Raw genomic sequence first — 20,068 nt, 5'->3', positions numbered from 1 at the left:
TGCTGGCGTTGCGGACCTTTACGTGGGATGTCCGGATCGTTTCGGGCGCAGCCCGGGCAAGGGCGTTTCCTTGCCGATGAGCAGCCGCATGGCGCGCTGCCGCAGCGTGTGGCGAATCCGGTGCGGAGCCCGGCATGCAACAGTATCTAGCAAGAAATAGGAAAGAGTGCGCAGGCCGGGCGCCGGGCAAGGGGTGCTGGCGCGCCAGTAACGTGTTGCTGCCGGGATACCGGTATGGTTCAGCAGGGAACGCAGATTGTTCAGCTTGCGCGCTGAGCGGATCCTGTTGGCCAGTGCTGGCGCCAGTCGCGCAAGGTGCGGCGTGAGCATGGCGTCGATATGCAGGAAATGATCGAGCTTGCGCGACATTGCTGTCATTTGCGGATGATGTTGCCGATAGTGCAGCAGAACGTTGCTACTGTAGTGTATGGACATGCCGGCACTCAGGCAGCGTATCCAGTAGTCATAAGCGGCGCCTTCCTTCAGCTGTTCGCTGAATGGCCCGATACGGGAGAGCAGCCGTTTGCTGAGCAGCACGCCGGATGGCTGGATGGGAGAACCCAGCAGGCAGGCAGGCCAGGCGGCAAATTGCCGTGGCGTTGCCCAGGCCACGGGTTTGCCGCCATGGCTGTTAAGCGTGGCAACTTGCGATGCATACACAATCGCATCTGGCGTGTCGGATGCGTCTGCCTGTGCCAGTTGTTCGGCCAGTTTTTCAGGGAGCCAGATGTCATCGTCGTCGATGAAGGCCACCCATGGACAACGGGCGGCGGCCACTCCCGTGTTCCTGGCGGCCGCCAGGCCGGTGCCCGTATTCTGCACGATGGTCACGTGCGGGTAGGCAGCGTGGACGTAAGCGGCAGTGCCGTCGCTGCTGGCATCGTCGATCAGCAAGATTTCCTGAGCTGGCCGGGATTGGGCCAGCAGCGATTGCAAGGTGTCGTCGAGAAAGCCCCTGGACCAGCCGTTTCTGGTGCAAATGATTACGCTGACGGGGGCGACGCTCATGTCGCCACGGCTTCTGGCGGCGCAACACGGATGCGGATGGCTGCGCCGTCTTGCCGGATGTCATATGGTTGCAGTGTCAATGACGGGCAGGACGATTTTCCTGTTTGCAAGTCGAACGAGATTGCACAGGCCGGGCAATATACTTTGCCGCTGTCGCATCCGCCATCGGCCAGGTCCACGCCGTAATGCGGGCAGGCCGCATCGTAGGCGCGGGTGCCGTCGCTGGTGCGCACCAGCATGATGCGATACGGCGCGGCATCGACGATGATGCGCTGCGTGTCCGGCCCGGCAGCAGGAAGCTGGCCGTGTATGAAGCCGCTCGCCTGGTCGAGCTGGCCGGCAATGACGGGAACGGCTGCCGGCGTCTGCACGGGGGCGGCGGCGACGGGCGCGCCGAAATTGTCTTCGCGTCGCAGGTGCAGCACTTCATCGTGGCCCTGCTCGATATCGGCGGCCCGCCGCCAGAATTCGCGCGAGTAAAAGCAGGCGGGATCGAAGGTCGGGCGGGAAGCATTGAGGCGCATGGAGATGGCCACGCGCGTCGCGTCCGTCGTATTGAGGTGCGTGCCGTGCAGCACTTCTGGATCGAAGACCAGCATCTCGCCTGCCGCCAGCGGCAGATAAGTCGGCACCGGCAGGCGGTAGCCCGCTTGCAGGTACAGCGTGCGGCGCTCGCAGGGCAGCGAGGCGTTGGCCAGTTCCGGATACAGCACCATGCCCGCTTCCGCCGGCACTTCGCCAATGGCCCACCAGATATTGCGTCCGTCCCGCGAATGGCCGGCCCAGCTATCGATGTGCGGGCCATGCGCCCAGGCGGCGGGCGGATGGCCCCGGTGATAGTCTTTCGGCGCGTACACGGGGTCAATGACCTTACGGGCCTGAAATTGCTCGCGCACGGTCGCGCTGAGGCGGCCAATGCCGGGATTTTCGCTCGCCGGATTGGTCTTGCGCGCCACTTCGTAGGGGAAGTTGATGCGCAGGATCAAATAGTCATCCACATAGAAATCGCCGTCCCAGCCCAGGATCTGGCGGCCGACGGCCGTCGCCATGGCCAGCAAGGGCTGGCGCAAGCGTTCCAGCACCTGGTTGCGCAAGGACGTCACATCGTCGGTGTCGATCACTTCGTGCAGCCGCTCGATGCCATGCTGGTGCAGCACCTGGGCTGCCGCGGCGCCCTTCATCTGTTCGACCGTGGAAATAATTTCGTTGAGCACGCGCTCGGTCATCGTTGCCCACGGGGCCAGTTCACGGACGTGACACTTGAGCCACACGCCCTGTGTCGAGGATGGAGCGCTCATCTTCATTGCTCCGATGCCAGGGTGCGCAAGGTTTGCAAGCCGCGCACCGTGATCTGGCGCAACTCCTGTATCAGCGGCAGGGCGTCCTGGCGCGCGCGGCGATACTGCGCGACCGAGCGCGCGCGGTCCATGATGGCGCTCACGCAGTCGCCACTTTGCATCAGATCAACATCCCACGATGCCATGCCGATGGTCGACAGCATCGAGCGGCCCCGTTCGTCATACGACAGGTTGATGCTGTGCGAGCCCATGGCCAGGCAGGGCAGGAAACCATGCAGGCGGTAGCTGACGTGCAGCTTGCAGGTGCGCAGCGCTTCGATGTAGCGGCTGACTTCGTCAAAGTACAGGGGCGCCGCTTCCGGGAAGCCGGCCGCGAATTCGAGATCGATGTAGTCGTGGCAAGCCAGGTAGACAGGTTGCGCATATTCGGCACGCAGGGCGGCAATCAGGCGGCGCAAGTCTTCGGCGATGCGCCACTGCAAGGTGGCCGGAACGCTCATGCGCATGGGGTGACGGACGGAAATGATCACGCCGCCCTTGGCGGCTTCGCCCTCGGCATTCGGCGGCAGGTACAGCGTGGGGCAGCCACCGACCGTCACCTTGGCGCCAAGGTCGGCGAGGATTTCCTGCGAACCCGTGTCGCGCACCATGGCCACCTTGGCATGCTCGACCAGGTGCCGTATCGCAGTCGGGCTGAGCGCATCGGTGCGGTCTTCCATTTGCCCGTCGCGGCCCGTGATGCGGCCGTGGGATAGCCCCATCAGCATCATCGGCCGGCGCAAGGCATTGACGGCCTGGACATCATAGGACAGCTGGCCGTTTTCAAACAGATTCCCGCCGCCCACGATGACGGCGTCGGCGAGGCGGTTCATATCGTAAATCTGGCGTGGCACCAGGCCGCCAAATTGCGGTCCCTTCAAGGCAGGAATGCTGACGACATTGGTGGCCGCTCCGAACACCTCATAGAGGAGCTCTGCCGTAGCGTAGCCGATGAGATCGTTGCCGATATTGCGGGTGGTGGGGTGCACCATAAAGATATTCAATGTTCGTCCTGTCTTGTTGTGTGTGTTCAATGAAAACGGGGAAGCCCGGGCGTTGACTAGCCGCGTGCCGCAAGTTCTTCGACGAGCGTGCGCATGCGCGATTTCAGTTCCTGGTCCCCTGGGTAGGCGCCCTGGTCCACGTCCAGCATGCGTTGGGCGCTTGCCGCATCGGCATTGACGCCGAGCAAGGCGGCGATGTCATCGATCAGCGTCAGATCGTGCCGGTTGACACGTTCGGTACTGATGACGAGCGGTTCGATACCCCGTTGCTTGAACCAGTCCTGCCAGAGTTGCTCATCCACGGCAATCAGCTGCATGGCCTTGCGCGCCGCCAGTTTGAGGCGCCAGGTCGAGTAATTTTTTGTTACCGGGGCGACTTCGAAACCCCAGCGCCCCGTGATCATGCAGGTCGCCAGGGATGCCGCCTGGGCGAGCTTGTTGTCGCGGATCAAATGAATGACCGTCGCTCCTTCGAACAAGGCGGTAAAGTCGTGTGGATACGGCCACTTTTGTATCTGGGGAAACTGGATATTCGATGCGAACAGGCCATTCGCAGAACGCCTGGCAAAAATATGCGCGAGGTAATCCTGTTTCTTGATTTGCCAGCGCTCCGTCAGCGCCTGCACGCTATTGTCGTTGAAATACTCCAGCGGCACGCCGATCCCTGCGCCGAGTAACAGGCGGGCCAGGCGTTTGCTCGATGCACGTGGCGCTGCGCATACCAATAGCTTTTTATGGGGGAGTGGCGACGACGTATCGTAAGGAAACTCACGCATTTCTGCGGGCGTTGGACGCATGCTGCCGGTCCATACTGACTTGATATTAGTCAACGGAGTGGGGAAACGTTCATTCATGAGTGGGGGGAGGCTGGCGATGCCCTGTTGCGTGCGATGATGCTTTTAAAGCAATTAAAGAATTTACTTTCTTGAAAATATGTTGCTTTAAAATATTATCTCAATTCATGCCATATATAGCACAAAGTTATTATTTATTTATGTTTTATGTCTCTACCTAGCAACTATTGATGGCCGGTAGCAAGCTGATTCGAGAACCAACGACAACGCCAGCCCGAAGGCTGGCGTTGTCGTTACCGCGCTGCCAGGAGCGTCACCCCGCCATGCTGCGCAAGATCAAGCCCGTGATGTAGGCGCCGTAGGTGCCCAGCGCGTAGCCGAGCACGGCCAGCAGCACGCCGACGGGCGCCAGGGCCGGGTGGAAGGCGCTGGCGATGACGGGGGCCGACGCGGCGCCGCCGATGTTCGCCTGCGATCCCACGGCCATGAAGAACAGGGGCGCGCGGATCAGCTTGGCGACGAGCAGCATCAAGCCGCCATGCACGGCGATCCAGATCAGGCCCAGCAGGAACAAGAACGGCTTGTCGAGCAGGGCGCCGAGGTCCATGTGCATGCCGATGGTGGCCACCAGCACGTACAGCATGGCCGAGCCGATGGTCGATGCCCCCGCACCTTCCAGGCTGCGCGCCCGGGTAAAGCTGAGCAGCAAGCCGAAGGTGGTGGCGAGCACGACGATCCAGAAGAAGTTCGACGTCAGGCTGTAATCCTGCAGGCGCCATGCGGCGGGCAAGCTATTGATCCAGCTGATGATGGGGCCGGCCAGGAAGTGCGACAGTCCCGTCACGCCCAGGCCCACGCCGAGGATGATCATGATGTCCGTCAGGGTGGCGACGCGCGCGTGCTGGGCGCGGTAGCTTTCGATGCTGTCCTTGAGCGCATTGATGGCCGTCAAATCGGCACCCGTCCAGCGGTCGAAGGCGCCCGCGCGGCCTGCCAGGAACAGCAGCACGGCCGTCCAGACGTTGGCCACCAGCACGTCGACGGCGACGAACTGGCCGAACAGGGTGGCGTCCACTTCGAACACTTCCTTCATGGCCGCCTGGTTGGCGCCGCCGCCTATCCACGAGCCGGCGACAGTCGTCATGCCGCGCCAGGTGTCGCCCGCCACCGTTTCCGGGTGGATCAGGCGCAGGGCTTCGAACGAGACGAGGGCGCCCAGCATCACGCCGAGTGTGCCGGTGAGAAACATGATGATGGCCTTGGGGCCGAGGCGGATGATGCCGCCGAAATCGATGGCCACGCACAGCAGCACGAGCGCGCTGGGCAGCAGGTAGTCGCGCGCCACGGCGTACAGGCCGGACGTGTTGCCATCGATGATGCCAAACGTGTTGAGCAACGCCGGGATCAGATAGCACATCAGCAGGGACGGGATATACGTGTAAAACTTTTTCCAGAAGCCATTTTGGCGGGAGGCGGTCCAGAAGACGCCCCCCAGGGTCATGGCGAGCAGGCCGAGGACGACGGCGTCATTGGTGATCAGGGCAGAGGTGGCAGGTGGCATCGGGGATTCCGGTGAACGTGTCAGGGACGCACGGGAATCCGATAAGGCCCCCGGGCGCAGGGTGGCCGTATCGTATAGCAATGTTGAAGCCTAAACAAATTATTTAGGCCGTGCCAGCGGGAATTTTTCTTGTCAAATCAAACACTTACATACTGGTTCGCCACCCCGCGCTCCAGACTGGCGGTTACAAATAGCGCGCCAGCAAGGCCTTGTCGAGGGACACGTCGAGTTCGATGCGCACGAAGTGGCCGCTGCCCGGCGCCACCTGGATCTCGCTGCCATCGTCGGCCAGCATGCGGGTAATGGTGAAGTCGCGGTTGCCGCCCGGATGCACGGCTTCGATGCGGTCGCCCACGGCAAAGCGGTTTTTCACGTCCACCCTGGCCCAGCCGTCCGTCACGCCCAGCACGTCGCCCACGTACTGGCTGCGGTCCGCCTCGGACGCGCCGCGCATGTAGTTCTGGTGCGCCTGCGTGTGGTGGCGCTGGTAGAAGCCGTCCGTGTAGCCGCGGTTGGCCAAGCCTTGCAGCTGGCCCAGCAAGCCGATGTCGAAAGGCCGGCCCGCGACGGCGTCATCGATGGCCTGGCGGTAGACTTGCGCCGTGCGCGCCGCGTAGTACAGCGACTTGGTGCGGCCCTCGACCTTCAGCGAATCGACGCCGATTTTCACCAGGCGCTCGATGTGTTCCACGGCGCGCAAGTCCTTCGAGTTCATGATGTAGGTGCCGTGCTCGTCTTCGAGGATCGGCATCAGCTGGCCCGGGCGCTGGGCTTCTTCAATCAGATAGGGCTGGTCGGCCAGCGGGTGGCGCGGCTGCTGGTGCAGGGCGGAAAACGCGTTGTTGTCGGCCTCGGCCAGCGCCTGGTGGAATTCCAGCGGCACCACTTGCATGCCGCCCAGGTCGCCGCTGGCGTCTTCGGTGGCATTTTTCACCTTGTAATCCCAGCGGCAGGAATTCGTGCACGTGCCCTGGTTCGGGTCGCGGTGATTGAAGTAGCCGGACAGCAGGCAGCGGCCCGAATAGGCGATGCACAGGGCGCCGTGGACGAACACTTCCAGTTCCATTTCCGGGCAGCGCTGGCGGATTTCCTCGATCTCGTCGAGCGACAGTTCGCGCGACAGGATCACGCGCGTCAAGCCCATGCGGTGCCAGAATTTCACGTCGGCCCAGTTGACGGCGTTCGCCTGCACGGACAGGTGCACGGGAATCTCCGGCCACTTGTCGCGCACCATCATGATCAGGCCCGGATCGGCCATGATCAGGGCGTCCGGGCGCATGGCGATCACCGGCTCCATGTCGCGCAAATACGTTTTCAGCTTGGCGTTGTGGGCGAAGATATTGCTGGCGACAAAGAATTGCTTGCCGCGCGCATGCGCGCCGTCAATTCCCTCCTGCAAGGCTTGCAAGGTCGAAAAATCGTTATTGCGCACGCGCAAACTGTAGCGGGGCTGGCCCGCGTAGACGGCGTCGGCGCCATAGTCGAAGGCGGCATGCATCTTGGCCAGGGAACCGGCAGGCAGGAGAAGTTCGGGAGCGTGGCGCATGGAGGAGGGGCAAAGCCGGCGATTGTAAGCGGGCGGCGAGCGCATTGCATTGCCCTGGATCAAGGGATTGCAAGGCGCTGCGCCGTGGCAGCCTAGGCGGCCGGACAGATGTTCTGGTTGGCGCGGAACAGGTTGGCGGGATCGTATTGCTTCTTGATGCGCGCCAGGCGCGGATAGTTCACGCCATACGCGTCGGCCGTGCGCCCGCTTTCATCCTCGGTCAGGAAATTGACGTACACGCTGCCCGTCGCATACGGCGCCGCGTCGTTGAAAAACTCGCGTGCCCAGGCGATGCAGCGCGCGTCATCGGCCGGCTCGTCCCAGCGCGTGTGCACGTTCATCACGTACAGGGCGTCGCGGTGCGGATAAGCTGTATCCTGGGGCGCCGGCCGGCTCGCCTGCGCGCCCAGCAGGCCGAGGAAGATTTCGCATTGCGGCGTCGGCAGCTTGCCGGCATGGCGGATGACGGTATCGATGGCCGCGTCGCTGAGCTGCGTGAAGTTGTGCGATTTCCAGTAATTGCGCGCGCCCGGCGTGAGCAGGGCATCGAAGGCCTGTTGCCAGGCCGTGTACGGCATGCTGCCCAGGTGCATGCCCAGCGGCTGGCCGAAGCTGCCGATGCGCTCGATCGCTTCCTGCATGGCGGCAGATTGCACGGGTGAAAAGACGGGCAGGACCAGCACGTCCTGGCCATGCACTTCCGGCGGCAGGAAGGGCAGCGGCGGCGCCTTGCGCAAGACGGCCCAGACGGTCAATGCATCGGGCATGCCGTCGACGAAATCGCGGTATTTCGTCAGCACCGCCTTGGCTTGCGCGTAGGGAAACACGATGAGGCCGGCCGTCACTTGCGGCCCCACCGGATGCAGCTGGAATTCGAAGCGCGTGACCACGCCGAAGTTGCCGCCGCCGCCGCGCAAGGCCCAGAACAGGTCGGGATGCTCCGTCGCGCTCGCATGCAGGAACTGGCCGTCGGCCGTGACGACATCGGCCGCCAGCAAGTTGTCGGCCGCCAGGCCCAGCGTGCGGCTGAGCCAGCCAAAGCCGCCGCCCAGGGCAAGTCCTGCCACGCCCGTGGTGGAATTGATGCCCAGCGGCGTGGCCAGGCCGAACGCTTGCGCCTCGTGGTCGAAGTCGTGCAAGGTGGCCCCGCCTTCGACGTGGGCGCGGCGCTGTTGCGGATCGATATGCACCGAGCGCATGCCGGACAGGTCGATCACCAGGCCATCGTTGCACAGGGCGCTGCCGGCGATATTGTGGCCGCCGCCCCGCACGGCCAGGGGCAGGCCGTGGTCGCGTGCATACGCCAGCGCCGTGCGCACGTCGGCCGTGCCCGCGCAGCGCGCGATGAGGGCCGGATGCCGGTCGATCATCGCATTCCAGACGGCGCGCGCGCTGTCGTAGCCGGCGTCGTTCGTTTGTAACAGTTGCCCTCTCAATGAGGCTTGCAACTCATTGAGCTGGCCGTTCGTCAAGGTATTCATCGTGTACCTCCCAGCGGCTGCATGCGGTTATGGGTATGGTGACGGGAAGCAGGAGGACTGTCCCCGCGTGCCGGCCTGCATGCATCGTTTGCCAGCGCGTGGTTTCATGATAGGAAGGCGCCAGACGGTACGCAAGCCCAGGTGCTGGCAAATGAAACAAGGAAGTGCGAAGGCTTGCGCTGCGACAGACGCTGGGCTGCCTGAACGACGGGGCTGCCGCTTCAGGCGTAGGGCGTGCCCGCCATGGCGGCGTTCAAGCCCGTGTGCCCGCGGTCCACCAGGGACAGGAAGCCGGCCTTGGCCAGTTGCGCGTCGCCATGTTGCGCGAAGGCACGGTGCGCTTCGATGAGGGCGGTGCTCCAGGTGGCCAGCAGCAGGCTGGCCGCCAGGTGGGCGAGGGGATCGCTTGCATCGCGCCCCGTGGCGTCGGCCAGCGCTTGCGCCACCACGTGCGCCAGCTCGTCGCGGATCGCCCGCGCCCGCGCTTTCAAGGTAGCGCTGGCCTCGATGGTGGCAATGAAACCCTGGCCGGCGGCGGAAAACGTGAGGTAAGGACTGTCCTCGGCCGCCAGGCGGTGCGCCAGCAGGCGCAGGGTTTCGATGGGAGCGATGGCGGGATCGCGCTGGCGCAGGGCGTCGCGCAGCAGTTCGCGTCCCTCTTCCTCGCGGTCGAAGAACATGTCTTCCTTGCGGGGGAAATGGTTGAACACCGTCATGCGTCCCACGCTGGCGGCCGCCGCGATCTCGTCCACCGTCACTTGCTCGAAGCCGTGCACGAAGAACAATCGCGTGGCGGCATTCGAGATGGCTTGCCTGGTGGCAAGGCGTTTGCGGGAGCGGAGGTCGGCAGGAATCGTCATGTTGCTCCGATCATACACGAAGTGTACTGAGTACAGATAACGCTTGATGATGCGGCAAGATGGGGAATACTATTTATGTACTGAGTACATATTTAGATTGAGTATATGAAGAAATCCCTTCCCGTGGCGGCGCTGCCCGTCATTTTCGCCACTGTCGTGCTGGACGCCGTCGGCATCGGCCTGGTCTTCCCCATCCTGCCGGCGTTGCTGCGTGACGTCACGCATGCCGATAACGTGGCGCCGTATATCGGCATCATGACGGCCCTGTACGCGCTGATGCAGTTCATCTTTGCGCCGGTATTGGGCGCGTTGAGCGACCGCCTGGGCCGGCGTCCCGTGCTGCTGCTGTCGCTGGCGGGCGCGGCCGTCAATTACCTGTTCCTCGCCTTCGCCCCCAGCCTGTGGATGCTGCTGCTGGGGCGCGCCATCGCGGGGTTGACCAGCGCCAACGTTTCCGTGGCCACCGCCTACATCACCGATATTTCGGCCGAGAACCAGCGGGCGCGCCGCTTCGGCTTGCTCAACGCCATGTTCGGTGCAGGCTTCATCATCGGCCCCGTGCTGGGCGGCGCGCTGGGCGATTACGGGCTGCGCCTGCCGTTCATGGCGGCAGCCGTCTTGAATGCGGGCAATCTGTTGCTGGCGTGGTTGAGCTTGCCCGAATCACGAACGCCGACACGCGGAAAAATCGACCTGGCGGCATTGCATCCCTTGCGCCCCTTGCGCTGGGTTTTCTCTGAGAAAAGCTTGCTGCCGATCACCGTCATCTTCTTTACCTTCAGCGCGGCCGGGGAAGTGTATGGCGTGTGCTGGGCCTTGTGGGGACACGACGCGTTCGCGTGGAACGGGCTGTGGATCGGCCTGTCGCTGGGCGCCTTTGGCGTGTGCCAGGCGCTGGCCCAGGCCTTCTTGCCCGGTCCGGCCGTGAAACTGCTGGGCGAACGCGCCACCATCCTGACGGGCGTGGCTTGCGCCTGCGTCGCGCTGCTCGTCATGGCGTTTGCCACGCGCAGCTGGATGATCTTCGCCATCATGCCCGTGTTCGCCCTGGGCGGCATCGGCGCGCCGGCCTTGCAGTCGCTGGCGACGCGGCAAGTTGCCGAGGACCGGCAAGGCCAGTTCCAGGGCGTGCTGGCCTCGGCCGTGAGCCTGGCGTCCGTGCTGTGCCCGCTGGTGTTTTCCAGCATTTACTTTGGCGTCAGGGCGCACTGGCCCGGCGCCGTCTGGCTATCCGTGATCGTCGTGTACGCGGCGCTGGTGCCGCTCGTGCTGGGCTTGCGCTTGCAGAAACCGGCGCAAGCCCTGGCAGGCTAGTGCGCGTGCGAGGCCCCGCTGCTGCCGGCCTGTCCCGTCATGGGCAGGTGTTCGGGCGGCATGCCGTCCTTGAACAGTTGACGCAGCTGCTGGCGCAGCTCCGGCGTGTCGTGGTGATGGTGTACCGAGACCGCGTGTTCCACGGCAATACCCAATAGCTCTTCCTCGCTGTCGGCCGAGATGGCCACCGAGCAATGTGTGTCGCTTGGAAATTCCCGGCAATCGATGAATTTGCGCGTCATGATCGACTCCTTTCTGCAAAGAGCGGGCACCGCGCCCGCTCCATTCAGTATAGGTCGCAAATTTGCCTAGGCGGCGCGGCTGCCGGTATCGGCCTCGTGCACGGGCAAGTGTGCTGGCTGCGCCGCGTCGGCCGGAAAATCGTTGACCTGGATCAAGCCATCGGCCAGGCGCGCATATTCCAGCAAGGTATTGTGCTCCTGGCAGCTGACCAAGCTTGCTGCCTTGGCTGCGGCCAGCCACTGTTGCATGGCGGACAGGCTTTGCGGCAAGTGCCGCAGGGTTGCGCCTGCGGGCGTGTCTTTCAGGCGTTTTTCGATGTGCAGCACGTCGGGCAGCAGGGCCAGCGCCCGCTCGGCGCAGGCGACGGGATCTGCGGCGTCGCTGGCGACATGGCCGTCGGCCAGCAGCCGTTCGCGGTCGGCGCCCGGCGTTTGCAGGGCCAGCGCCACCTCGCTGCCCAGTTCGTCGGATGGCGGACGGTGTGGCAGGCCAAACGGAAACAGCAGGGTGCGCAGCAGCACGGCCAGTCCGCGCGCGGGGAAATTGTCGAGCACGCCCGTCAAGCCTTGCTGCGCCTTGACCAGCGCATCTTGCAGCGACCAGTGCACATAGGGCAGGTCGGCGGCGAAACGGCCATCGTCCTCGTAGCGCTTCAGCACGGATGAAGCCAGGTACAGCTGCGCCAGCACGTCGCCGAGGCGGGCGGACAGCCGCTCGCGGCGCTTGAGTTCGCCACCGAGCACGAACATCGACATATCCGTCATGACGGCAAACGCCGTCGACAGCCGCGTCAGGGCGCGGTAATAGGGCGCCAGTTCCGCGGCGCCGGCGTCGGGCACGGCCGCCAGGCGCGCGCCGCCCAGGCCGTACCACAGTCCCCGTGCCAGGTTGCCCAGGACAAAGCCCACGTGGCCAAAGAAGGCTGCATCGAAATCGCGCACGGCCTTGCGGCCGTCGCTTTCGCTGACGGCGGCCATTTCCCTGAGCACATACGGATGCGCGCGGATGGCGCCCTGGCCAAAGATGATCAGGCTGCGCGTGAGGATGTTGGCGCCTTCGACGGTGATGGCGATGGGGATTTGCTGGTAGGCGCTGGCGAGGAAATTGTTCGGTCCCACGCAGATGCCCTTGCCGCCGAGAATGTCCATGCCATCGTTGACGAGCGCGCGGCCCCGCTCCGTGACGTGGTATTTGACGATGGCGGAAATGACGGCCGGCTTCTCGCCCAGGTCGACGGCGTGCGCGGCCAGGGTGCGGGCCGCATCCATCAAGTACAGGTTGGCGCCCATGCGGGCCAGCGCTTCCTGCACCCCTTCGAACTTGCCGATGGGCATGTTGAACTGGCGCCGCACGGCCGCATATGCGCCGGTGCCGCGCACGGCCATCTTGCCCATGCCGACGCTGGACGAGGGCAGCGAAATGGCGCGCCCGGCCGCGAGACACTCCATCAGCATGCGCCATCCCTTGCCCACTTGCGCCTGGCCGCCGATGACCCAGTCGATGGGGATGAAGACATCTTGACCGGACGTGGGACCGTTCTGGAACGCGGCGTTCAAGGGATGGTGGCGGCGGCCGATCACCACGCCGTCGTGGCTGGCGGGGATCAGGGCGCAAGTGATGCCGGGCGCATCGTTGTCGGAGAGCAAGTGTTCTGGATCGCTGGTCTGGAATGCCAGGCCCAGCAAGGTCGCCACGGGCGCCAGGGTGATGTAGCGCTTGTTCCAGCTGAGGCGGAAACCGACAGTGGCGCGCCCTTCATGCATGCCCATGCACACGACGCCCAGGTCGGGAATGGCGGCCGCGTCGGAACCCGCATACGGGCTGGTCAGCGCAAAGCAGGGAATCTCCGTGCCGGCAGCCAGGCGCGGCAGATAATGGTTTTTCTGTTCTTCGGTGCCGTAGTGCAACAGCAGTTCGGCCGGCCCCAGCGAATTGGGCACCATCACGGTCACGGCCAGCGCCGAGCAGCGGCTCGACAGCTTCATCACCACTTGCGAATGCATGTAGGCGGAGAATTGCTTGCCGCCGTATTGTTTCGGGATGATCATGCCGAGGAAACCCTGGCTTTTCATGTAGTCCCAGGCTTGCGGTGGCAAGTCGAGTTGCTGCTGCGTTTCCCAGTCGTTGACCAGTTCGCACAGCCGTTCGACGTCGTGCTCGAGAAAGTGGCGCTCCTCGGCAGTGAGCATGGCGCGGCCATACGCCAGCAGCTTGGGCCAGTCGGGCCGGCCGGAAAACAGGTCCGCATCCCACCAGGTAGTGCCCGCCTCGAGCGCGTCGCGTTCCGTCTCGGACATGGTCGGCAAGATGCGCTTGAACAGCGCGAGCAGGTGCGGCGCAAGCAAGGCGCGGCGCACGGGGCCGGGCGCAAACAGTAAAGCCAGGCCCAGCAGGGCCAGCAGCAGTATGATCGTCAGCATGCGATATCTCCCTGTGTCATGACAACAGAGTAGGCCGATGCGGCCGATGTTACTGTGCGGTACTGCGCATACGCACAACGCCAACCGCAGGGGTTGGCGTTGTGGTGTCTGGCGTGAGGCGTATCAGCGTTGCGGAACGACAATCACCGTGTCGCCCGTCTTGCCCTTGGCGCCCGTGTCGCCTTTGGCGCCTTCATCGCCGGCAACACCAGCGTCGCCCTTGGCGCCATCGTTGCCTTGCATGCCGCTGTCGCCCGTCTGGCCCGTGGCGCCGGTGGCACCCGTCGCGCCGGCAGGGGCTTCGGCGCCCTTGGCACCGGTAGCGCCGGCAGGACCAGGCGCGCCGGCAGGGCCGGGAACGACTTGTACGACGGTAGGCGCGGGTGGCGCTTCGCGCTGGCAAGCGGTCAGGGCGAGGGTAGAGGCGAGCGCGAGCAATATCAGGGTAGTTTTCATGATGCATCCTTTGGCAGTGTGCCGTGATGTACGGAACGGCTCGACGGCGTCGGGCGCGAGTTTCGCATGGCGGTATGGCGGAGAGAATCGGATCAGGTAGCCGTTGCGCCGTGTCGCGCAGGGCGCTGGCGGCGGGAAGGGATGTGGTCTGCCTGCAGCATGTGCTTTTGGACAGCCGCAGTCCGTACGTTTGCGTACATAGCGGCGGGCCGGGGTGGAGGTTTTGTGCAAGGACAAACAAAAAAGCCAACCCGAAGGTTGCTGTGGCTGTTCAAATTGGAGTGGCAGCACCGCGACTGAGGGCCTGGTGCTGCCTGGCACGCTTATTTGACGGTCAAATCTGCCTGGGCTGCAGGGGCCGGCGACGAGTCGCCACCGCCGCCACCGCAGGCAACGACGAGCATACACGCGCTAAATACAATTGCCAGAGTCTTCATCGAACTTGTCCATTCTCAATAGTTACGCCTGTGCTGGCGTCACCTTGAAACGGCCATGGCTGTGCCAGAGCCGGGCCTTTGATGTCACTTAAATCCAGGATGGTGACCCGGATGGGCAGTAGGGAAAATTACAGCGTGACGGGTTCCGGCGTGAGCATGTAGCGCGCATATTTGCCATCCCCCAGGTCGCAGAAGCCTGCCGCCCACAAGCTGCCATCGGTCTTCTGGATGAAGGAGCATGCGCTGCCAGCCCATGCGGCGGCAATCCCGGTACCGACTTGCCGGAAGGCGCCGCGATTGAATTGGCCATCGCCGAACTGGCCGTTGTTGCCATCGCCGCCTGCCCACAAGGTGCCGTCGGACTTGACGGCAAGCGCATAATAAGTGCCTGCCGATATGCTGACGAAGCCATCTCCCACCTTGACCGGCGTGGCGGCAGTGGGCGTGGCGGCGGGCGCCTGGTTGGGCGCGTTGCCGCCCCAGTTCCACAGCGAATGGTCCGCCTTCAAGCCATAGACCGCATCGTAGCTGGTGGCAATCGCAACATAGCCATCCGCGATCTTGACCGGTGTAAATGGCTGGTTGGCCAGATTCTGGGTCCATGTCCACACCGAGCCGTCGCGCTTGAGGCCCAGTGACGCCCCGCCACTGCCACGGGCGATATCCACGTAGCCCGTGTCTATCATGCGCGGCGTCAGCTCCGGTTCGATGGCGTTGGGTTGCTGCAGGCTACGCGCGCCCCAGACCCACAGGCTGCCGTCTTTTTTCAGGGCTTCGGCGTTTTCGCCGGCGACGCTTCTCTCGCCTTTGACGACGACCTTGACGAAATCGCTGCCGATCTGCACAGGAGTGGCGTTTGAGCCGCTCGTGCCATTGCCCTGGATGCCTGCGTCATTGCTGTTGCCCCAGCTCCAAAGCGAGCCGTCTTTCTTGATGGCCAGGGTGGCAGCGATGCTGACTGCGACATCGGCGTAGCCGTCGCCGATCTTGACCGGTACGGGCTGGAGAGGGTTCCAGCCCCAGAGTGTGCCATCAGATTTGAGGGCGGCGTAGCGCCAATTCAGGCTGGTGACGAATGCGGCAATGGCCTGATAGTCGACGGAGAGCTTGTGCAATGGCGATGCGGCGCCGGCGCTCGCGGACACTGCGCCCTGGCGCGCTCCCGATTGCCCGGTCGGCGTGCAGCTGAATTGACGCTGCGTGCTGCTACCCCCGCTGAGCTCGGCGATACCTGCGCAGTCCGTCAACGCAAACTGCATGTTATCCGGCAGATTGCTGCCAGTCACAGTAAAGATGGTGACCATGCCGATGTTGGCCCTGGCCGGCGAAACGGCGCTGACCTCGGGCGGCAGGGGCGTTGGCAGCGTTGGCGGTGTCGGGGGAGGAGCGGGAGGCGATGTCGGTGAAGTACTGCCGCCGCCGCAGGCGCTCAAGGCGAGCAATAAGCTGGTCGCTGAAACAAAACGCAAATGAGTCATGGGGATGAAATTTATAAAATTGCATGATTGTAACTTAAGTCATATTGTCATACGGCATTATTGTTTTCGGCGCCAGCAAACAAAGACGCCACCCGAAGGTGGCGTCTTGATCAGTACTGCTGCATTCTTGCTGGCCCGGGGCGGAATCGAAGCAGCGGCACGAAGATGTGCCAAGCAAGGCCCGGCCTACTGCGCGCTTTCCATGGATGCCACGGTGTCGAAAATATGCGCCAGCGCGCTTTCCATGGCGCCGGCGGTGGCGTCGCCGCTCTGGTTGGTGATGATGTAGACTCCGAGCTGATATTTGGGAACGATGTAGGCGTAGCCTTGCGCACGCGGCACGCCGCCATGGTGGACGTAATGCGTGCCCAGCTGGCGATTCGTGCCGATGTTCCAGAAATAGGCAATGCTGAAGTCATCCTGAAAGCGTAGCAGCGGCTTGTGCGATTCGACGACGGCGGGATGGGCGCTCAATTGCAGGCGCAGGTATTTCGCCATGTCCGGCATGGTCGACTTCAGGTTGCCGGCGGCCCCCCAGGGCAGCTGTGGCATCGGTGTCGTGATGACGGGATTGTCGCTGTGGTAGCCGGGTGCCAGCCGGCCGGCATCCTGGGCTGCGATTTTCAGCCTGGTATCGTGCATGCCGGCTTCGCGCGCGAGCAATTGCGTGAGCAGCACTTCATAGGGCATGCCGTAGATAGTTTCGAGCGCGTGCGCAACGAGTTCGGTGCCGGCGCTGGAATAGGCGTAGTCCTTGCCCAGCGGACCGTTGATGTTGACTGTATGCAAGTCCTGCCAGAATTGGGGTTGTCCGTAGTTGGCATAGGCTGCGTTGAGCTTTGCCGGCGTGGCGTGCGCCGTGAAGTCCTGCAATACGGTGTTCACCTGCAATGGCAGCATGCCCGGCATATTGCTGGTGTGCGTGATCAAATGGCGCAAGCGCACGGGCTGCCCCTGCGACTGCAGGTTCGGGTAGGCGGCCGGCAGGTATTTTTGTATGGGATCGTCGAGCGTCGCCTTCCCATCGAGCACCGCGTTCGCCAGCAGCAGGCCGGCAAAGGTTTTGCTGACTGAGCCGATTTCATACAGCGTTGTATCGTTGGGCGGATTGGCCTTGCCGGTCTCCAGCTCGCCTTGATGCAGGATGAACTCCTGGCCGCGATAAACCAGGGCTATCGAGGTCGCGTGCAGCAGTTTCGACTGCAGCAGGGTGGTCGCGGTCTGGCGCATTGCCGCAGGAATGTCATGCGCGGGCACTGTGGCCGCGGGCTTGCAAGCTGCCAGCAGCAGTGTCATTCCGGTTGTGATTGCGGCGAGTCTGATCATCATGCGCACCATCCAGTGGGGAGGGGCATTCTCGCACAATGGGTTCGGCGGCGACAGAAAAAAGTCACGCGTACGGTTTTGCCTGAGAGCGAAAGGCGGTGGCGGACAAAAGAAAACGCCACCCGAAGGTGGCGTTTTTTTATTCTTGGTGGCCCGGGGCGGAATCGAACCACCGACACAAGGATTTTCAATCCTCTGCTCTACCGACTGAGCTACCAGGCCAAGGCGGCGAATTATAGCAGAAAGACTTTCCACCTGACCAGAGCTGGCTGTGTTCAAATGCAACAGATGGCCAAAACATGGTGTTTTGGCATCCTTGTATGAGCGAAAGGGATGTGGCGATGCAGCGACGTATTGGAGTGCAAGGCCTGGCGGTGGCGGGCTTGTTCGGTTTGTTGTGCGGCGCGGCGCGGGCCGACGGGTTGGCCGAGTTGAACGCGGCGCTGGCGCGCTTGCAGGGGCAGATGCCGATCAAGGCGCAGGTCGAATCGAAAACCTGGCGCCGCGAAGGCGAGGGCAAGGCGGCGGAAGAGGATAGCGGCCAAGCCACGGTGGCGGTCGAGGGCGGGCCGGCGGGCTTGCAGGTGCTGTACAGCAAGGAGGTGCTGGCGAAAGTGGAGGCCGAGCAGCGCGCCAAGGTGAAGGATCCGAAGGCCAAGGCGCCGATCGGCTTTGCGCTGGGGGAAATGAAGGCGCCGGAGCTGCGTTCCATGGTGTCGGCGGCGGATACCCTGTCGCGCGAAATCGAGGAAGCCGTGTTCAGCGGCGAAAAAATGGATAGCTATAAGGGCAAGCCGGCGCGCCTGCTCAGCTTTACCTTGTCGCTCGACAAGGTGCCTGAGAAAGACCGCAAGTATGTGAAGAAGTTCGAAGGCGGCCTCGATGTGTGGATCGCGGCGGACGGCACGCCGCTGGCCAGCCATTTCCACGTGGATGTGAGCGGGCGCGCCTTTGTCGTCATCAGCTTTACGCAAAAGACGGACGAGACGCGCCAGTATGGCGTCAGCGGCGACCATTTATTGCTCCTGCGCAAGGAAAGCAAGAATGCCATGTCGGGCGCGGGCGAGAAGGTGGAAAGCAAGATCGTCAAGACCTTGCAATTGCAGTCCTGACGCGTTGCCGAACCTCATAAGCTGCTGAATCAGCGGCTTTTTTACATGGCCGAGCTGCCGCCCAGGCCGCTCTTTTGCAGCACGCAGCGCCCTGCCTGGCAAGTGGCGCCCGGGTCCGTGATGATGGAGCAGGTCGACATCATGCCGTCCGCCTGCTGCTGTTTGCGGCTTGCCTCGGCTTGCGCCTGGGCCAGTGCCTTGAGTTTCTTGCCGTCATTGCTTTTGCTGGACCACGCCAGATAGCGCTCGGGGCCGCCGCAAGCCTTGGCGCCGATGGCGATGGTCTGGCATTGCTGGGTGGAATCGCACGCGGCGGCGCCCACTTCCGCCTGGATTTGCGCCAGCAAGCCGGCATTGCCGAGGGCGGGCGGCGCATCATCTTGCGTGGGGGCGCTGCCGCAGGCGCTGGCGGCCAGCAGCAGGAAACTGGCGCACGCGGCGCGCAGCAGGGCGGAGTAGGTTGGCGTTTGCATGCGCTCATCATGTGCCACGCTTGCGTAAATGGCAAGCGCGATTCGCACTTGGGCAGAACCTTGATCCCGGTCATTTTCCTTATTAACTAGTCAAAGTTAATATAAATCAACATCCAACCAGCGATGTACGGGTGGCAACCGGGCCGGTGCGCTGCATTCCCGCGCCGGCGCGCGCCGCCGATTCGGGAATGTTTCCAGGAGTTAGACTATGCGCCGCACCTTATCCCCCTTCCTCTTCATCGCCAGCCTGACTTTCGGCAACGTGCTGCACGCCGCCGACAAGGAGCCGATCCAGCCGATCACGGCCGCCAAGGTGGCCAATCCGGCCATGGTCGAGCTGGGCAAGAAACTGTTTTTCGATCCGCGCCTGTCGCGCTCGGGCTTTATTTCCTGCAATAGCTGCCATAACCTGAGCATGGGCGGCACGGACAACATCAAGACGTCGATCGGCCATAACTGGCAGCGCGGACCCATCAATTCGCCTACCGTGCTCAATTCCAGCATGAACGTGGCGCAATTCTGGGATGGCCGCGCCAAGGATTTGCAGGAGCAGGCGGGCGGTCCCATCGCCAATCCCGGCGAGATGGCTTTCACGCACGAGCTTGCCATCGACGTGCTGGCCTCGATTCCCGCCTACCGCGCGGAGTTCCGGCAAGTGTTTGGCCAGGATAAATTGACCATCGAGCAAGTCACGCGCGCCATCGCCGCCTTTGAAGAGGTGCTGGTGACGCCCGGTTCCCGCTTCGACCAATGGCTGTCGGGCAAGAAAAGCGCGTTGACGAAAGACGAGCTGGCCGGCTACCAGCTGTTCAAATCGAGCGGCTGTATCGCCTGTCATAACGGCCCCGCCGTGGGCGGCAACACCTTCCAGAAGATGGGCGTCGTCGAGCCGTACAAGACGGCGATGACGGCGGAGGGACGCTCGGCCGTGACGGGCAAGGATGCGGACCGCTTCAATTTCAAGGTGCCGACCCTGCGCAACGTGGAGCTGACGTATCCCTACTTCCACGATGGCGAAGCGGCAACCCTGACGCAGGCCGTCGACGTGATGGGCCGGCTGCAACTGGGCCGCACCTTCACGCCCGATGAAAATGGCAAGCTGGTGGCCTTCCTGAAAACCCTGACGGGCAAGCAGCCGCACATCGTGCTGCCGATCCTGCCGCCATCGTCGGATACGACGCCGCGGCCCGTGCCGTTTGACTGAATGAGTCCATGAAA

General features: G+C 63.3%; 18 protein-coding genes and 1 tRNA gene. 4 read left to right on the top strand and 15 right to left on the bottom strand.

Annotated features, from left to right (window positions below; all coding sequences use genetic code 11):
- Positions 1-18: 18 nt before the first annotated feature.
- The 8 genes from NCG91_RS07605 to NCG91_RS07570 all read right to left on the bottom strand — a co-directional run bounded on the left by NCG91_RS07605 (position 19) and on the right by NCG91_RS07570 (position 9,591).
- Positions 19-1,008, bottom strand: a complete 990-nt coding sequence (locus tag NCG91_RS07605; RefSeq protein WP_077399222.1) for a glycosyltransferase family 2 protein — start codon at positions 1,006-1,008, stop codon at positions 19-21.
- Entirely contained in the window at positions 1,005-2,306 is a 1,302-nt protein-coding gene (locus NCG91_RS07600; protein ID WP_251349265.1) for a Rieske 2Fe-2S domain-containing protein, read from the bottom strand. The genes NCG91_RS07605 and NCG91_RS07600 overlap by 4 nt, the downstream gene beginning before the upstream one ends.
- 2 nt (positions 2,307-2,308) lie before the next feature.
- Positions 2,309-3,349 (bottom strand): polysaccharide pyruvyl transferase family protein, encoded by a 1,041-nt coding sequence (locus tag NCG91_RS07595; protein WP_251349264.1) that lies wholly within the window; start codon positions 3,347-3,349, stop codon positions 2,309-2,311.
- A gap of 56 nt (positions 3,350-3,405) precedes the next feature.
- Complete coding sequence (locus tag NCG91_RS07590) at positions 3,406-4,146, bottom strand: Stf0 family sulfotransferase (protein WP_251349263.1); 741 nt, start codon at positions 4,144-4,146, stop codon at positions 3,406-3,408.
- 310 nt (positions 4,147-4,456) lie between these two features.
- Entirely contained in the window at positions 4,457-5,704 is a 1,248-nt protein-coding gene (locus NCG91_RS07585; RefSeq protein ID WP_251349262.1) for a DUF819 family protein, read from the bottom strand.
- A 184-nt stretch (positions 5,705-5,888) separates the two neighbouring features.
- Positions 5,889-7,250: a prephenate-dependent tRNA uridine(34) hydroxylase TrhP gene (gene trhP / locus NCG91_RS07580; protein ID WP_251349261.1), complete on the bottom strand. Its 1,362-nt coding sequence runs from the start codon at positions 7,248-7,250 to the stop codon at positions 5,889-5,891.
- Between the two features lie 92 nt (positions 7,251-7,342).
- Positions 7,343-8,731 carry an FAD-binding oxidoreductase gene (locus NCG91_RS07575; protein ID WP_251349260.1) on the bottom strand — a complete coding sequence of 463 codons (1,389 nt, stop codon included), beginning with the start codon at positions 8,729-8,731 and terminating at the stop codon, positions 7,343-7,345.
- A 221-nt stretch (positions 8,732-8,952) separates the two neighbouring features.
- Positions 8,953-9,591, bottom strand: coding sequence for a TetR/AcrR family transcriptional regulator (locus NCG91_RS07570; RefSeq protein WP_251349259.1), 639 nt, complete (start codon positions 9,589-9,591; stop codon positions 8,953-8,955).
- Positions 9,592-9,696: 105 nt separating this feature from the next.
- Between NCG91_RS07570 and NCG91_RS07565 the strand changes: the two genes are divergently transcribed.
- Complete coding sequence (locus NCG91_RS07565) at positions 9,697-10,905, top strand: TCR/Tet family MFS transporter (protein ID WP_251349258.1); 1,209 nt, start codon at positions 9,697-9,699, stop codon at positions 10,903-10,905.
- Here the strand turns inward: NCG91_RS07565 and NCG91_RS07560 are convergent.
- The 4 genes from NCG91_RS07560 to NCG91_RS07545 all read right to left on the bottom strand — a co-directional run bounded on the left by NCG91_RS07560 (position 10,902) and on the right by NCG91_RS07545 (position 15,765).
- A complete protein-coding gene (locus tag NCG91_RS07560; protein WP_099665586.1) occupies positions 10,902-11,147 on the bottom strand; it encodes a DUF1059 domain-containing protein in 246 nt (81 codons plus the stop codon). The genes NCG91_RS07565 and NCG91_RS07560 overlap by 4 nt on opposite strands.
- Positions 11,148-11,213: 66 nt before the next feature.
- A complete protein-coding gene (locus tag NCG91_RS07555; protein ID WP_251349257.1) occupies positions 11,214-13,568 on the bottom strand; it encodes an acyl-CoA dehydrogenase in 2,355 nt (784 codons plus the stop codon).
- Positions 13,569-13,691: 123 nt separating this feature from the next.
- The gene (locus NCG91_RS07550; RefSeq protein WP_077399256.1) at positions 13,692-14,024 is read right to left on the bottom strand and encodes a hypothetical protein; all 333 of its coding nucleotides are present in this window, start codon (positions 14,022-14,024) and stop codon (positions 13,692-13,694) included.
- A gap of 565 nt (positions 14,025-14,589) precedes the next feature.
- Positions 14,590-15,765, bottom strand: a complete 1,176-nt coding sequence (locus tag NCG91_RS07545; protein ID WP_251349256.1) for an RCC1 domain-containing protein — start codon at positions 15,763-15,765, stop codon at positions 14,590-14,592.
- Between NCG91_RS07545 and NCG91_RS07540 the strand changes: the two genes are divergently transcribed.
- A complete protein-coding gene (locus tag NCG91_RS07540; RefSeq protein WP_251349255.1) occupies positions 15,764-15,934 on the top strand; it encodes a hypothetical protein in 171 nt (56 codons plus the stop codon). The two genes, NCG91_RS07545 and NCG91_RS07540, sit on opposite strands and share 2 nt — an antisense overlap.
- 191 nt (positions 15,935-16,125) lie before the next feature.
- Here the strand turns inward: NCG91_RS07540 and NCG91_RS07535 are convergent, their stop codons facing one another.
- Positions 16,126-17,277: a serine hydrolase domain-containing protein gene (locus NCG91_RS07535; RefSeq protein ID WP_251349254.1), complete on the bottom strand. Its 1,152-nt coding sequence runs from the start codon at positions 17,275-17,277 to the stop codon at positions 16,126-16,128.
- A 134-nt stretch (positions 17,278-17,411) separates the two neighbouring features.
- Positions 17,412-17,487 (bottom strand) — tRNA-Phe (locus NCG91_RS07530).
- Positions 17,488-17,606: 119 nt separating this feature from the next.
- On the opposite strand from NCG91_RS07530, the gene NCG91_RS07525 reads away from it, so the two are divergent.
- Entirely contained in the window at positions 17,607-18,377 is a 771-nt protein-coding gene (locus NCG91_RS07525; protein WP_251349253.1) for a hypothetical protein, read from the top strand.
- Between the two features lie 41 nt (positions 18,378-18,418).
- Here the strand turns inward: NCG91_RS07525 and NCG91_RS07520 are convergent, their stop codons facing one another.
- Positions 18,419-18,850 carry a hypothetical protein gene (locus tag NCG91_RS07520; RefSeq protein ID WP_251349252.1) on the bottom strand — a complete coding sequence of 144 codons (432 nt, stop codon included), beginning with the start codon at positions 18,848-18,850 and terminating at the stop codon, positions 18,419-18,421.
- Between the two features lie 208 nt (positions 18,851-19,058).
- Here NCG91_RS07520 and NCG91_RS07515 point away from each other — a divergent pair, with 208 nt between their 5' ends.
- Positions 19,059-20,054, top strand: coding sequence for a cytochrome-c peroxidase (locus NCG91_RS07515; protein ID WP_099665580.1), 996 nt, complete (start codon positions 19,059-19,061; stop codon positions 20,052-20,054).
- The last annotated feature ends 14 nt before the right edge of the window (positions 20,055-20,068 follow it).

Origin of the sequence: Janthinobacterium kumbetense (assembly GCF_023703445.1) — a bacterium.
Classification (GTDB): Bacteria; Pseudomonadota; Gammaproteobacteria; order Burkholderiales; family Burkholderiaceae_D; genus Janthinobacterium; species Janthinobacterium kumbetense.
Note: the sequence above shows the minus strand (reverse complement) of the source record. Positions and strands in the feature narration are given on the sequence as shown.

Excerpts from the sequence above, each read along its gene's own strand:
- trhP (WP_251349261.1), bottom strand. The coding sequence starts at position 7,250 with ATGCGCCACGCTCCCGAACTTCTCCTGCCTGCCGGTTCCCTGGCCAAG.
- NCG91_RS07520 (WP_251349252.1), bottom strand. The coding sequence starts at position 18,850 with ATGCAAACGCCAACCTACTCCGCCCTGCTGCGCGCCGCGTGCGCCAGT.
- NCG91_RS07515 (WP_099665580.1), top strand. The coding sequence starts at position 19,059 with ATGCGCCGCACCTTATCCCCCTTCCTCTTCATCGCCAGCCTGACTTTC.
- NCG91_RS07570 (WP_251349259.1), bottom strand. The coding sequence starts at position 9,591 with ATGACGATTCCTGCCGACCTCCGCTCCCGCAAACGCCTTGCCACCAGG.
- NCG91_RS07600 (WP_251349265.1), bottom strand. The coding sequence starts at position 2,306 with ATGAGCGCTCCATCCTCGACACAGGGCGTGTGGCTCAAGTGTCACGTC.
- NCG91_RS07535 (WP_251349254.1), bottom strand. The coding sequence starts at position 17,277 with ATGGTGCGCATGATGATCAGACTCGCCGCAATCACAACCGGAATGACA.
- NCG91_RS07560 (WP_099665586.1), bottom strand. The coding sequence starts at position 11,147 with ATGACGCGCAAATTCATCGATTGCCGGGAATTTCCAAGCGACACACAT.
- NCG91_RS07605 (WP_077399222.1), bottom strand. The coding sequence starts at position 1,008 with ATGAGCGTCGCCCCCGTCAGCGTAATCATTTGCACCAGAAACGGCTGG.
- NCG91_RS07545 (WP_251349256.1), bottom strand. The coding sequence starts at position 15,765 with ATGGTCACCATCTTTACTGTGACTGGCAGCAATCTGCCGGATAACATG.
- NCG91_RS07585 (WP_251349262.1), bottom strand. The coding sequence starts at position 5,704 with ATGCCACCTGCCACCTCTGCCCTGATCACCAATGACGCCGTCGTCCTC.
- NCG91_RS07590 (WP_251349263.1), bottom strand. The coding sequence starts at position 4,146 with ATGCGTCCAACGCCCGCAGAAATGCGTGAGTTTCCTTACGATACGTCG.
- NCG91_RS07565 (WP_251349258.1), top strand. The coding sequence starts at position 9,697 with ATGAAGAAATCCCTTCCCGTGGCGGCGCTGCCCGTCATTTTCGCCACT.
- NCG91_RS07525 (WP_251349253.1), top strand. The coding sequence starts at position 17,607 with ATGCAGCGACGTATTGGAGTGCAAGGCCTGGCGGTGGCGGGCTTGTTC.
- NCG91_RS07555 (WP_251349257.1), bottom strand. The coding sequence starts at position 13,568 with ATGCTGACGATCATACTGCTGCTGGCCCTGCTGGGCCTGGCTTTACTG.
- NCG91_RS07540 (WP_251349255.1), top strand. The coding sequence starts at position 15,764 with ATGCCGATGTTGGCCCTGGCCGGCGAAACGGCGCTGACCTCGGGCGGC.
- NCG91_RS07575 (WP_251349260.1), bottom strand. The coding sequence starts at position 8,731 with ATGAATACCTTGACGAACGGCCAGCTCAATGAGTTGCAAGCCTCATTG.
- NCG91_RS07550 (WP_077399256.1), bottom strand. The coding sequence starts at position 14,024 with ATGAAAACTACCCTGATATTGCTCGCGCTCGCCTCTACCCTCGCCCTG.